The 12958-nt window shown below is 60.8% G+C and carries 11 protein-coding genes; 1 reads left to right on the top strand and 10 read right to left on the bottom strand.

Annotation, left to right across the window (positions count from 1 at the left end; genetic code table 11):
- Positions 1-15 precede the first annotated feature (15 nt).
- From F3Y30_RS13565 to F3Y30_RS13520, 10 genes are all read right to left on the bottom strand, one after another.
- Positions 16-1404, bottom strand: a complete 1389-nt coding sequence (locus F3Y30_RS13565; protein WP_203423214.1) for a pyruvate dehydrogenase complex E1 component subunit beta — start codon at positions 1402-1404, stop codon at positions 16-18.
- A 19-nt stretch (positions 1405-1423) separates the two neighbouring features.
- Positions 1424-2470, bottom strand: a complete 1047-nt coding sequence (gene pdhA, locus F3Y30_RS13560; RefSeq protein WP_203423213.1) for a pyruvate dehydrogenase (acetyl-transferring) E1 component subunit alpha — start codon at positions 2468-2470, stop codon at positions 1424-1426.
- A 148-nt stretch (positions 2471-2618) separates the two neighbouring features.
- Positions 2619-2927, bottom strand: coding sequence for a septum formation initiator family protein (locus tag F3Y30_RS13555; RefSeq protein ID WP_203423212.1), 309 nt, complete (start codon positions 2925-2927; stop codon positions 2619-2621).
- A 137-nt stretch (positions 2928-3064) separates the two neighbouring features.
- Positions 3065-4339, bottom strand: a complete 1275-nt coding sequence (gene eno / locus F3Y30_RS13550; protein WP_203423211.1) for a phosphopyruvate hydratase — start codon at positions 4337-4339, stop codon at positions 3065-3067.
- Positions 4340-4473: 134 nt separating this feature from the next.
- Complete coding sequence (gene kdsA, locus F3Y30_RS13545) at positions 4474-5313, bottom strand: 3-deoxy-8-phosphooctulonate synthase (RefSeq protein ID WP_203423210.1); 840 nt, start codon at positions 5311-5313, stop codon at positions 4474-4476.
- 1 nt (position 5314) lies between these two features.
- Positions 5315-6205, bottom strand: a complete 891-nt coding sequence (locus tag F3Y30_RS13540; protein ID WP_203423209.1) for a VOC family protein — start codon at positions 6203-6205, stop codon at positions 5315-5317.
- A 283-nt stretch (positions 6206-6488) separates the two neighbouring features.
- Complete coding sequence (locus tag F3Y30_RS13535; RefSeq protein ID WP_203423208.1) at positions 6489-8117, bottom strand: CTP synthase; 1629 nt, start codon at positions 8115-8117, stop codon at positions 6489-6491.
- A gap of 147 nt (positions 8118-8264) precedes the next feature.
- The gene (gene secG / locus F3Y30_RS13530) at positions 8265-8750 is read right to left on the bottom strand and encodes a preprotein translocase subunit SecG (RefSeq protein WP_203423207.1); all 486 of its coding nucleotides are present in this window, start codon (positions 8748-8750) and stop codon (positions 8265-8267) included.
- Positions 8751-8844: 94 nt separating this feature from the next.
- Entirely contained in the window at positions 8845-9615 is a 771-nt protein-coding gene (gene tpiA / locus F3Y30_RS13525) for a triose-phosphate isomerase (RefSeq protein ID WP_203423206.1), read from the bottom strand.
- 88 nt (positions 9616-9703) lie between these two features.
- Positions 9704-10588 (bottom strand): alpha/beta hydrolase, encoded by an 885-nt coding sequence (locus F3Y30_RS13520; protein WP_203423205.1) that lies wholly within the window; start codon positions 10586-10588, stop codon positions 9704-9706.
- A 222-nt stretch (positions 10589-10810) separates the two neighbouring features.
- On the opposite strand from F3Y30_RS13520, the gene parE reads away from it, so the two are divergent.
- Positions 10811-12874 carry a DNA topoisomerase IV subunit B gene (gene parE / locus F3Y30_RS13515; RefSeq protein ID WP_203423204.1) on the top strand — a complete coding sequence of 688 codons (2064 nt, stop codon included), beginning with the start codon at positions 10811-10813 and terminating at the stop codon, positions 12872-12874.
- The last annotated feature ends 84 nt before the right edge of the window (positions 12875-12958 follow it).

Below are 12958 nucleotides of genomic sequence, written 5' to 3'. Positions count from 1 at the left end.
GTCTCCACCCTCCCCTTACTTGTAGCAGACGGCTTTGACCGCCTCGACGACCTCGCCGACATTCGGCAGCGCCAGCTTCTCGAGGTTCGACGCATAGGGCATCGGCACATCCTTGCCGGCGATCGTCAGGATCGGTGCGTCGAGATAATCGAAGGCCTGCTGCATGACACGCGTGGCGATCTCGGTTCCGACGGACGACTGCGGATAGCCTTCCTCGACGGTCACGAGACGGCCCGTCTTCTTCACCGATTCGATGATCGTCGGCAGGTCCATCGGGCGGATGGTCCGCAGGTCGATCAGCTCAACATCGATGCCGAGCTTCTCGAGTTCCGCCACAGCCTTGACCGCGTAGGTCATGCCGATCCCGAAGGAAACGACAGTCACGTCCTTGCCCGGACGATGGATGCGCGCCTTGCCGATCGGCAGGACAAAATCATCGAGCTTGGGCACGTCGAAGTGCTGGCCATAGAGGATTTCGTTTTCCAGGAATATGACGGGGTTCGGATCGCGGATCGCGGCCTTCAACAGGCCCTTGGCGTCGGCCGCCGTATACGGCATCACGACCTTGAGACCCGGGATATGGCTGTACCAGGCTGCATAGCACTGCGAGTGCTGGGCCGCGACGCGTGCCGCAGCACCATTGGGCCCGCGGAAGACGATCGGTGCGCCCATCTGGCCACCGGACATGTAGAGGGTCTTAGCAGCGGAGTTGATGATCTGGTCGATCGCCTGCATGGCGAAGTTGAAGGTCATGAACTCGACGATCGGCCTCAGCCCGGTCATCGCAGCACCAACGCCGACGCCTGCAAACCCGTGCTCGGTGATCGGCGTATCGATGACGCGCCGGTCGCCGAATTCCTGCAGCAAGCCTTGGGTAATCTTGTAGGCGCCCTGGTATTCGGCCACTTCCTCACCCATGACGAAGACGTCGCCGTCGCGGCGCATTTCTTCCGCCATGGCATCGCGAAGAGCTTCACGAACGGTCATGGAAACCATTTCGGTGCCGGCCGGAATATCCGGATCGGCGGCGATAACCGGCGCGACCGGCTGTGCCGGAACGGTGGCAGGTGCGGCCGGGGCTTCGGCGTTCGCCGTCGGGGTCGGAGTCACGGGCTTGACCTCGTCTTCGCCCACGCCCTTGCCGAGCTGGTCCAGATCCTCGCCCTCGGCCGCAAGCACGGCGATCAGAGCATTGACCTTGACGTTCTCGGTGCCTGCGGGAACGACGATCTTGGCGATCGTGCCCTCGTCCACGGCCTCGACTTCCATCGTCGCCTTGTCTGTTTCGATCTCGGCGATCACGTCGCCAGCCTTAACTGCTTCGCCTTCCTTCTTGAGCCACTTGGAAAGCGTGCCCTCTTCCATCGTCGGGGAAAGAGCGGGCATCAGAATATCGATTGGCATTGTTGTTCCTCCGCCCGGATCAAATCAGAATGTCGGTGTAGAGCTCGGATACATCCGGCTCCGGATCGGCCTGAGCAAAATCGGCACTGTCGGCGACGACATCGCGGACATCCTTGTCGATCTGCTTCAGTTCGTCCTCACTCGCCCATCCCTTTTCGATGATGCGCGCCTTTACCTGTTCGATCGGATCATGCTCGGAGCGCATCTTCTGCACTTCGTCCTTGGAGCGATACTTCGCCGGGTCGGACATGGAATGGCCACGATAGCGATAGGTCAGCATCTCCAGGATGATCGGACCCTTGCCGGAACGGCAATGCTCGACAGCCTCATCAGCGGCGGCCTTCACCGCGCGCACGTCCATGCCATCGACCTGGAACCCAGGAATATTGAAGGAGGCACCGCGCTGCGAGAAGTCCGTCTGCGCGGAAGCGCGCGACACGGCCGTACCCATGGCGTAACGGTTGTTCTCAATGATGTAGATGACCGGCAGCTTCCAGAGTGCGGCCATGTTGAAGCTCTCGTAGACCTGGCCCTGGTTGGCCGCGCCGTCGCCGAAATAGGCAAGAGAGACATTGTCATTGCCGCGATAACGGTTCGCGAAGGCAAGACCGGTACCGAGGGAGACCTGCGCGCCGACGATGCCGTGCCCGCCGTAGAAGTGCTTCTCCTTGGAGAACATGTGCATGGAGCCGCCCTTCCCCTTGGAAAGACCGCCACGGCGCCCGGTGAGTTCGGCCATGACGCCGCGTGCACTCATGCCGCAGGCCAGCATGTGACCATGGTCGCGGTAGCCGGTGATGACCTGGTCGCCATCCTTGAGCGCCATCTGCATGCCGACGACGACTGCTTCCTGACCGATATAGAGGTGACAGAAACCACCGATGAAGCCCATGCCGTAAAGCTGGCCGGCCTTTTCTTCGAAACGCCGGATCAGCAGCATCTCGCGATAAGCCTTGAGATCATCTTCCTTGGAAAAGGCGGCGACGGTGCCGCCGTTGAAGTCCTTCTTGGCGGGCTTTGCCACCGTTTTGCGGCTAGAAACGGACGCGGTTTTACGCGGAGCCATTCAATCCTCCCTAGGGTTGCCTTTTGATGCGACCATAAGGGAAGAAGCCCTCTCCAGCAATGCTATTCTTGCATGGCTATCATTCAGAGCAAGTATATGATTTTACATGCGTATTTCTAATTAACTGAATTTCGGTTAATTTGCTAATTCAGTGAAAAATAACGATCTCGTCGCTTCGCGACATGTTCAGCGCGAAGCGTGCTTTCTCGTCCAGCATGTCCCGTTCAAGCGACCCATTACTCATCAAAGCGACTTCTTTTTCGAGCCGCTGACGCTGATCGACCAGTACATCGACACGCGCCTGCCGCTCGATGCGTTGCCGCTCGAACTCCTCCATGGCATTCAGACCGTAGTCGCCGTGGATGGAATGATAGCCGAAATAACCGAGGAAAGCGACCGTGATGACCGGCAGAACGAGCCGGCCGAGTTTCCGCTTCTTGTGATGTTTGGTCCACATGAGAGTGCCCTGATACGCAGTACGGGATCACTCTAGAGCCTATTGATTAACCGACCGTTGACCATGACGTCCGGAAAAGCAAAACCCGCGTCCGTTTCTGGACGCGGGTGGAATGAAGGCATCTTCCGGCGGATCGATCAGCCGCGGAGGATCGAACGACCGGCGTACGTCGCCTGCGGGCCAAGCTGCTCTTCGATGCGGATCAGCTGGTTGTACTTGGCGAGCCGGTCAGAACGGGCAAGCGAACCTGTCTTGATCTGTCCGCAATTCGTTGCCACAGCGAGATCGGCGATCGTTGCGTCTTCCGTCTCACCCGAGCGGTGAGACATGACGGCAGTGTAACGCGCCTTGTGCGCCGTCTCAACGGCGTCAAGCGTCTCGGAAAGCGAGCCGATCTGGTTGACCTTGACCAGGATGGAGTTTGCAACGCCCATCTTGATGCCGTCACGCAGACGCGCCGAGTTGGTGACGAAGAGGTCGTCACCGACCAGTTGGCACTTGTTTCCGATGAGGTCCGTTACAGCCTTCCAGCCGTCCCAGTCGTCTTCCGCCATGCCATCCTCGATGGAGAAGATCGGATACTTGGCAGCAAGTTCGGCCAGGTATTCAGCCATCGCGCCGGGCTCGAGCGTGCGGCCCTCGCCTTCGAGCACGTACTTGCCGTCCTTGAAGAACTCGGTCGCGGCGCAGTCGAGCGCGATGTACATGTCTTCACCGGGCTTGTAGCCGGCCTTCTCGATCGACTTCATGATGAAGTCGAGCGCGGCAGGCGCAGACGCGAGACCGGGAGCAAATCCACCTTCGTCGCCGACGTTGGTGTTGTGGCCGTCCGCATGCAGCTGCTTCTTCAGCGTGTGGAAGACTTCAGAGCCCATGCGGACTGCGTCGCGGATCGTCTCGGCACCAACCGGAACGATCATGAACTCCTGGAAGTCGATCGGGTTGTCGGCGTGCGCGCCGCCATTGATGATGTTCATCATCGGAACCGGCAGGACGCGGGCATTCGGACCGCCGACGTAGCGATAGAGCGGCAGGCCGGAAGCGTTTGCGGCCGCCTTGGCGACGGCGAGCGACACGCCGAGAATCGCATTGGCGCCCAGGCGCGACTTGTTGGAGGTGCCATCCAGTTCCATCATGATCTGGTCAATCTGGATCTGGTTCTCGGCATCGAGCCCGCCGACCGCCTCGAAGATTTCGCCGTTGACAGCCTCGACTGCGCGCTCGACGCCCTTGCCGAGATAACGCTTGCCGCCGTCGCGCAGTTCCACGGCTTCGTGTGCGCCGGTGGATGCGCCGGACGGTACGGCAGCGCGGCCAAAGCTTCCGTCTTCGAGGTGAACATCCACCTCAACGGTCGGGTTGCCGCGGCTGTCGAGGATCTCGCGGCCGATGATGTCGATGATTGCGGTCATGGGTTTCTTCCCTGTCTATGAACGGGTCGGCGGTAATCTAATCGATTAAAGTCTCTTAATCGATGTGAACAGAATTGCAAGGTCGCCGTTTTCGGCTAACCCAGCCTTGTGACACCATCGTGATGATGGTGCCGTCATGCCTTTGCAATTGCGTCGAATGCCAGAAGCTTTTCGAGAAGCCGCGGCATATCGTTGAGCGGAACCATGTTCGGCCCATCCGATGGAGCATTGTCCGGATCCTCATGGGTCTCGATGAAGACGCCTGCCACACCGACGGCTACGGCGGCGCGGGCGAGCGTTTCGACGAATTCACGCTGGCCGCCCGACGAGCCACCCTGCCCGCCCGGCTGCTGCACGGAGTGCGTGGCGTCGAAGACGACCGGAGCACCGAGAGAGGCCATGATCGGCAGCGAACGCATGTCGGAGACGAGCGTGTTGTAGCCGAAGGAGGCGCCGCGTTCGCAAAGAAGGACGTTCGGGTTTCCGCTCGCAGTGAACTTCGCGAGAACGTTCTTCATATCCCAAGGCGCCAGGAACTGCCCCTTCTTGACGTTGATGACGCGGCCGGTCTTGGCGGCGGCGACAAGAAGATCGGTCTGGCGCGACAGGAATGCCGGGATCTGCAGGATATCAACCGTCGGCGCCACCAATGCGCACTGCTCTTCGGTGTGGATGTCGGTCAGAACCGGAAAGCCGAATTCCTTCTTGAGGTCGGCAAAGATCTCCATTGCCTTCTCGAGCCCAATTCCGCGCTTGCCGGAGATCGAGGTACGATTTGCCTTGTCGTAGGACGACTTATAGACGAGGCCGATTCCGAGCTGGTCGCAAAGCTCCTTCATCTTGCCCGCGATCATGAAGGCATGCTCGCGGCTTTCCATCTGGCATGGACCGGCGATCAGCGACAGCTTGCCGGACTGCGAAAAGATTACCTTCGACGCGCCTTCACCGGCGGTCACGACTGCATTCGTTTCCATGTTACTCTCCGAATACGAACAGTACGCCCTGCCCCGGTGCAGGTGGCACCAGGACGCGGTCGCTCCGCTCCATGAACATTACATTGTTTGCCTTCAGGACATCGCGGCATGATGCGAGGTCCTCTACGCGGAGGACGACGGCCCGACCCTTGAGGCCCCGATCGCCTTTGCCTTCCTCAATGCCATAAAACCCCCGCATGCCGTCTTCGTTCAGCACGGTAACCCTTCCGCGCGGTGTGTCGATCGACATGCCAAAGGAATGCGCCTCGACCTCCCGTTCATCCGCGGCGATCTGCAGCAGATATTGGAAGTCGGTCGGATTGGTTTCGGACAAAACGACCTCGACGAGCGCCTTTGCACCGTTGGGGTGCGTTTCGAGGGCCGTACGGTCGGATGGCAGAGCGACGACGCGCTCGGATGCGAAGAGAAAGAAATCCGGGGAGCGCAGATCGGCGGCGAAGGCCAGGCGGAAGGAGCCCGTCGCCTGCCGTCCGTCCGGAAGCTGCATGTCGCGGGAAAACTCCAGCACCTCGCCACCCGAAATACCCGCCTCGCCGTATCGTGCGTCGTCGGACCAGGCATCGGACGTTGCCATGGCAATTGCGGAGAGCCCCTCCTGGCCGCGACGGAAGCGGAACGCCTGGTCACGGGCGACGAACACGTTGCCCTTCCGGGCCGCTTCCTCGCATTCCTCGCGATTGGCGATGCCTAGAGGCTCCAGATAACTGCCGTCGGAAAGGAATACGCAACAGTTCTCCGTCCCGAAAGGATGACGCGCATCCGGCGCGACGGTGAAACCGAGGCGGACGAGCCGTTCACGTGCGACGCCCAGGTCAACCACCGGCAGCACAAGATGGTCGATCTGGCGGGGCGTTCCTGGCTTCACGGTCATTTCGGAGGTCCGGTCATTGCGCACGGGTTTTTGCTTTGCCTCTTTTGATGCAGCAATGCAAGGGCAATAGGGCGATGTTTCGACCCGGTGGTCCTGCATGCACCGGACTGAGCCGAAGGTCGTTCGGCGCAACCGGGACCGCCTGCCACACAGTGCATTCCACGAGAGTTTTCACCTGATGCCCTGCTGCAAGCCGGCCCGCATCCGCTAGGAAAGCGTCATGTCGGGCCGGTACCCCGTGCGGCTATACGAAGCCGCACGGAGAAGATGGCGATAATCGAGGTCAGACGAGACGGCTCTGCTCCAGCGCGGCTTCAATGAAGCTCGCAAAGAGTGGATGCGGGTCGAGCGGGCGGCTCTTCAACTCGGGGTGATACTGGACGCCGATGAACCACGGATGGTCCTCATACTCGACCGTCTCCGGCAATACGCCGTCCGGCGACATGCCCGAGAAAACGAGACCGCAGGACTCCAGCCTCTCCTTATAGTCCACGTTCACCTCGTAGCGGTGACGGTGACGTTCGGAGATCTCGGTCGAACCATAGATCTGCGAGATCTTCGTGTCCTTCTTCAGGCTGGCGCGATAAGCGCCGAGGCGCATCGTTCCGCCGAGGTTGCCAGCGGCGCTGCGCTTCTCCAGCTCGTTGCCCTTCACCCACTCGGTCATCAGGCCAACGACGGGCTCATCCGTCTTGCCGAACTCCGTGGAGGAGGCCTTCTCGATGCCTGCCAGGCTGCGGGCCGCTTCGACGACGGCCATCTGCATGCCGAAGCAGATGCCGAAATAGGGAACCTTGCGCTCGCGGGCAAAGCGCGCCGCGCTGATCTTCCCTTCCGAGCCGCGCTCTCCGAAGCCGCCCGGCACGAGGATGCCGTGGACCTTTTCGAGATAGGGAGCCGGATCCTCTTTCTCGAAGATCTCCGACTCGATCCAGTCTAGCTTAACCTTCACATGGTTCGCGATACCGCCATGATACAGTGCCTCGATCAAAGACTTGTAGGCGTCCTTGAGGCCCGTGTACTTGCCGACGATCGCGATCGTGACTTCGCCTTCCGGGGTCCTGATCCGCTCGGAAACGTTCTGCCAGGCCTCCAGGCGCGGCTTCGGAGCCGGCTCGATACCGAAGGCGGCCAGCACCTCGTCGTCGAGGCCTTCCTTGTGATAGGCAAGCGGCACATCGTAGATCGATGCGACGTCCAGGGCCTGGATCACGGCGGACGGACGGACGTTGCAGAACAGCGACAGCTTCTTGCGCTCCGCTTCCGGAATCTCGCGGTCCGCACGAACAAGAAGGATGTCGGGATGGATGCCGAGCGCCTGCAGTTCCTTGACGGAATGCTGTGTGGGCTTGGTCTTCAGTTCGCCGGCCGCCGGAATGTAGGGCATCAGCGTCAGGTGGACGTAAACCGCGGTGTTGCGCGGAAGATCGTTACCGAGCTGGCGGATCGCCTCCATGAAGGGCATCGCCTCGATGTCGCCCACGGTGCCGCCAATCTCGCACAGCACGAAATCGTAGTCGTCATTGCCTTCGGTGACGAAGTTCTTGATTTCGTTTGTTACGTGCGGGATCACCTGAACCGTCGCACCGAGGTAGTCGCCGCGGCGTTCCTTGTCGATGATGTTCTTGTAGATCCGGCCGGTGGTGATGTTGTCGGTCTTTGTTGCGGAACGCCCGGTGAAGCGTTCGTAGTGACCGAGGTCCAGGTCGGTCTCAGCACCGTCGTCGGTTACGAAAACCTCGCCATGCTGCGTCGGGCTCATCGTTCCGGGATCGACGTTGAGGTAGGGGTCAAGTTTACGAAGCCGCACCCGATAACCACGGGCCTGCAGCAACGCTCCGAGAGCGGCCGAAGCAATACCCTTTCCAAGGGAAGAAACCACGCCGCCTGTGATGAATACATATCGCGCCATGGGAGTCACCGGATACCTTTTCAAAAACGATTCCGCCACCGAAAAATCGCCGCGCAGCGGATTTTTCGTGATCGGAGTTCGCGATGTTCACAAAAGAAGACCGGCGGGGAACATCCCCGCCGGTCGGTTCATCGTCGGCCGAGCGCCTTACTGGCCGCTCGGAACGCCCGAATTGTTCTGTCCGGTGCCGGTCGCGGGCGTAGCGGTGCCCGCTCCCGTCGTCGTGCCGGCGTTGCCCGTCTGGCTGGAGCCGGTACCGGTGGCCGCACCGCTATCCGTCGGAACCGCATTGTTACCGGAAGCCGGCGCGGTCTGGTTGTTGTTCTGGTTGGACTGGTTGCCGCCGAGCGAGTCGAGGATCCCGTTTCCACCCGAGGTGCCCGGAATCCGGTCGAGAATGTCGGTCGGCTTGCTTTCATAGCGAGCGAGAATGCCCATCCCGAGCGCAAGCACGAAGAAGAGCGTTGCCAGGATAGCGGTCGTGCGGGTCAGCGCGTTCGCGGTTCCGCGCGCCGACATGAAGCCGGAGCCACCACCGATGCCGAGGCCGCCGCCTTCCGAACGCTGGATCAGCACGATGCCGATGAGCGCCACGACGACCATGAGATAGATGACAAGCAATACGGTCTGCATTTTTCAAGATCCCGGCCGAAGGCCCAAAAAAGACGTTTGGCGGCTCTTATACCAAGCCGCCAGCCATTCCAAGCCCTTCGCGGCAATTCCGCCTTCAGGCCGTCAATTCTTCGTATGCGCCGTAGATGGAGAGGAAGTCCTGCGCTTTCAAGCTCGCGCCGCCGATGAGCGCTCCATCGACATTGGCGATTGCCATCAGTTCCCTTGCGTTGCCCGGTTTCACGGAGCCGCCGTAGAGGATGCGCATCTTGCTCCCCTCGCCTGAAAAGCGACTTGCAAGCTCGGCACGCATGAACGCATGCGCTTCCTCGATGTCTTCCACAGTGGGAGTCAGTCCGGTTCCTATCGCCCAGACCGGCTCATAGGCGATTACGGTGTTTGCAGCCGTCGCCGTGTCCGGCACGGAACCGGCCAGCTGCGCCTTGAGCACATCGAGCGTGCGTCCCGACTTCCGTTCGCTTTCGGTCTCTCCGATGCAGATGATCGCAATGAGATTCGCCGCATAGGCGCTCTCCGCCTTGGCGCGGATCAATGCGTCATCCTCTTTGTGGTCTGTCCGCCGCTCCGAGTGGCCGACAATCACATGGGTCCCGAAACAATCCGCGATCATCTCCGCGGACACATCACCGGTGTGTGCGCCCGAGACCTTCTGGTGGCAATCCTGGGCGCCGATCTTGAGCGGACTGTCGTCGGCAAGAGCGGTCGCGACATACAGCAGGCTCACGGGGGGGCATATGAGGCTTTCCACCTTGTCCGACAGATCTCCCTTCACACCTTCGGCCATCGCCTTGATCTGATCCAGCGATGCCCTGGTTCCGTTCATCTTCCAGTTTCCGGCAACGAGCGGCTTAACTTCCGGCGTCATGAGACCTCCCTTTCATGGCAATTCCAGGCAGGGCTAGCAAATTAGGCACAGCAATGGAAGCTTGGCTCCCATCGCCGATCCTCGAACCCTACTGTGACAGGACCCAGTTCAGCGTCTCACGCCAGTCCGTCATGCGCACAGGCGTGCCATGCCCGCCGGTCTGGAAGAGCACGAACCGGGTCTCGATTCCCGCGTTCCGCAGCTTGCGAAAGACTGCGAGTTGATCATTTGCGGAATAGACAGGATCCCTGTCTCCGTGGGTGAAGAACACGGGCAGCTTTTTCTTGAACGCAGCCGTGGTGCCGTAGTCTGCGTCGGCAGCGCCGCCCATGATGATCATTCCCTTGAGGCTCGCGACGGCCGTTGGGTTGCGGGCGATTCCCGAACATATGAAGCTGCCCATCGAAGCGCAGGCAAGCACGATCGGTGCGCCCGGGGATCGCGCACCAACGGCTTGAATCAATCCGGCAATCGCTTCAACACCCGGTTCGCCGAAGGATTTGACGCTCGGCGCGTAGTAGGCACCGCCGTTCAGTACGGCGAGATTCTTGAGCCGGTTGAAGTTGCCGCCAAAACTCCAGTCGTTGTTTCCGAGCCGACGGTCGCCGCCGCGTCCGTGAATGAAAATGACCGTGAAAGCCGCATTCTCGGCAGCGCCGGTCAGGGCCACATCGACGGGGCCCGCCGGAGTTTCGAGCGTCTCGTTGCGCTGAAACTTCTTCACGCGGGTCGAGACGTAGTTCGGCCGGACGCGCCGTTCGGGCGTCGTGTCGCGTGCGTTGATGTCCCGCAACTCCTGATAGTCGACGATGCGCAACGCACCGCCGTCCGTAGTCACCAAGACCGTTCCATAGGCGAAGAGCTCGTCCTTCCAGGGTTTCAGCGTCTGCGCTGACGCCGTGAAAGGCTGGGAAAACACTAGCAATGCCGCAAAAAACGCGCATTTGAGACAATGAGCTGTGGACTGTGGCATGAAGTCTTGCTCCTTTAGGGCGGCAAGTCTTGCCATCCGCGCGTGCCCAAAGCAATCCTCTGGCACACGATCGCGATGCCGCAATTGCGCCGGCGAATCGCGCAGGCAGGCCGAATCTGACATAATTCCCGCGATTCGGCGGCAATCGAAAAGTTGTGGAACGGGGCCATCGCACATTCATGCGGCGGCAAGGTCCAAACGGAACAAAGTCTGAACGGGCATATGGAAGACAATAACAACGACCTCTTCGCCAACCTTCCAGTCGCAGCGAAACCGGCAGCCCAGGCGGCTCCGAAGCCGGCGACGGCTGTACCAGCACCCGCAGCACCGCAGCCCAAGGCGCCGGTATCCGACAGTGGCGCCTACGATGCTTCCGCCATCCGTGTTCTGGAAGGGCTGGAACCGGTGCGCATGCGTCCCGGGATGTACATCGGCGGGACGGACGAGAAGGCGTTGCATCACCTCTTCGCCGAAGTCATCGACAACTCGATGGACGAGGCAGTTGCCGGCCATGCCAATTTCATCGAGGTAAGCCTCGATGCCGAGGGCTTTCTCTCGGTGACCGACAACGGCCGCGGCATTCCCGTGGAAAACCACCCCCAGGTCCCCGGCAAGTCCACCCTCGAAGTAATCATGACGGTGCTTCACGCTGGCGGAAAGTTCGACGGCAAGGCCTATGAGACGTCGGGCGGTCTGCATGGCGTGGGCGTTTCCGTCGTCAACGCGCTTTCGGATTCTCTCGAGGTAGAGGTCGCGCGCAATCGCAAGCTCTATCGTCAGCGGTTCTCGCGCGGCATTCCGCAGGGCGGACTCGAGGAACTGGGCGAGGTTCACAACCGGCGCGGCACCAAAGTGCGCTTCCATCCCGATCCGGAAATCTTCGGCCCGCATGCCCATTTCGATCCTGCACGCCTGTTTCGCATGGCACGTTCCAAGGCCTACCTCTTCGGCGGCGTCGAAATTCGCTGGAGCTGCGATCCCTTGCTGCTGCCGGAAGGCTCGGAGACACCGGAGAAGGCGGTCTTTCATTTCCCCGGTGGCCTGAAGGACTATCTCCAGGCCACGCTCGGCAAGGACTACACGGTCACGAAAGAAATCTTCGCCGGCAAGACGGAAAAGTCCGGTGGTCATGGGGCACTGGAATGGGCTGTAACGTGGTACGGCGGCGATTCCATGATCCATTCCTACTGCAACACGATCCCGACGGCCGATGGCGGTACCCATGAAGCCGGCCTGCGCATCGCCCTCACCAAGGGCCTGAAGAACTACGCGGAACTGACGCAGAACAAGCGCGCTTCGATCGTAACGACCGACGACGTGATGATATCGGCTGTGGGCATGCTTTCCGTGTTCATCCGCGAGCCGGAATTCGTCGGCCAGACGAAGGACAAGCTCGCAACCGTCGAGGCCCAGCGTATCGTCGAAAACGCGCTTCGTGACCCCTTCGACCACTACCTCGCCGACAATCCGGCGGAGGCGGCCAAGCTGCTTGACTGGGTGGTGGAGCGTGCAGAGGAGCGCGTGCGACGGCGCAAGGAGAAGGAAGTCAACCGGAAGACCGCCGTCAGGAAACTTCGCCTGCCGGGCAAGCTCGCCGACTGCTCGCAGAACTCGGCCGAAGGTGCAGAACTCTTCATCGTCGAAGGAGACTCGGCGGGCGGCTCGGCAAAGCAGGCGCGCAACCGCGCCAACCAGGCCATCCTTCCGTTGCGCGGCAAGATTCTCAACGTCGCGAGCGCCGGGAGAGAGAAACTCGGCGCCAACCAGCAGATCGCCGACCTTGTCCAGGCACTCGGCTGCGGCACCCGCTCGAAGTATCGCGAGGAAGACCTGCGCTACGACCGCGTGATCATCATGACCGACGCGGACGTGGACGGCGCCCACATTGCATCCCTGCTGATCACATTCTTCTATCAGGAGATGCCGGAGCTCATCCGGGGCGGACACCTCTATCTCGCCGTTCCCCCGCTCTACCGCATCACGCAGGGGTCGAAGACCCTCTATGCCCGCGACGATGCGCATCGTGAGGAATTGATGCAGACGGCATTCAACGGACGCGGCAAGGTCGAAATCGGCCGGTTCAAAGGTCTCGGAGAGATGCTGCCTGCGCAGCTCAAGGAAACGACGATGGATCCGAAAAAGCGAACGCTTTTGAAGGTGGCGATTGACGACGTGGATTTCGAAGGCACCCGCGAGGCCGTGGACAACCTGATGGGCACCAAGGCCGAGGCGCGTTTCCGCTTCATCCAGGAGCGTGCCGCCTTTGCGGAGAATCTCGACATCTGAACGACCGAGGCTAGCGGTCGCCATACTTTCGCGCTGTTGACAGGATCAAACGTCACCGCACGGCAGAGTGGCGCGAATCGGGCT

The sequence above is a fragment of the Sinorhizobium sp. BG8 genome (assembly GCF_016864555.1).
Taxonomy (GTDB): Bacteria; Pseudomonadota; Alphaproteobacteria; order Rhizobiales; family Rhizobiaceae; genus BG8.
The sequence above is the reverse complement of the archived record's forward strand: the minus strand, read 5'-3'. Positions and strand labels throughout refer to the sequence as shown.

What these genes read in the sequence shown, in the direction of transcription:
- F3Y30_RS13565 (WP_203423214.1), bottom strand. Translation starts at nt 1,404, where the DNA reads ATGCCAATCGATATTCTGATGCCCGCTCTTTCCCCGACGATGGAAGAG.
- pdhA (WP_203423213.1), bottom strand. Translation starts at nt 2,470, where the DNA reads ATGGCTCCGCGTAAAACCGCGTCCGTTTCTAGCCGCAAAACGGTGGCA.
- F3Y30_RS13555 (WP_203423212.1), bottom strand. Translation starts at nt 2,927, where the DNA reads ATGTGGACCAAACATCACAAGAAGCGGAAACTCGGCCGGCTCGTTCTG.
- eno (WP_203423211.1), bottom strand. Translation starts at nt 4,339, where the DNA reads ATGACCGCAATCATCGACATCATCGGCCGCGAGATCCTCGACAGCCGC.
- kdsA (WP_203423210.1), bottom strand. Translation starts at nt 5,313, where the DNA reads ATGGAAACGAATGCAGTCGTGACCGCCGGTGAAGGCGCGTCGAAGGTA.
- F3Y30_RS13540 (WP_203423209.1), bottom strand. Translation starts at nt 6,205, where the DNA reads ATGACCGTGAAGCCAGGAACGCCCCGCCAGATCGACCATCTTGTGCTG.
- F3Y30_RS13535 (WP_203423208.1), bottom strand. Translation starts at nt 8,117, where the DNA reads ATGGCGCGATATGTATTCATCACAGGCGGCGTGGTTTCTTCCCTTGGA.
- secG (WP_203423207.1), bottom strand. Translation starts at nt 8,750, where the DNA reads ATGCAGACCGTATTGCTTGTCATCTATCTCATGGTCGTCGTGGCGCTC.
- tpiA (WP_203423206.1), bottom strand. Translation starts at nt 9,615, where the DNA reads ATGACGCCGGAAGTTAAGCCGCTCGTTGCCGGAAACTGGAAGATGAAC.
- F3Y30_RS13520 (WP_203423205.1), bottom strand. Translation starts at nt 10,588, where the DNA reads ATGCCACAGTCCACAGCTCATTGTCTCAAATGCGCGTTTTTTGCGGCA.
- parE (WP_203423204.1), top strand. Translation starts at nt 10,811, where the DNA reads ATGGAAGACAATAACAACGACCTCTTCGCCAACCTTCCAGTCGCAGCG.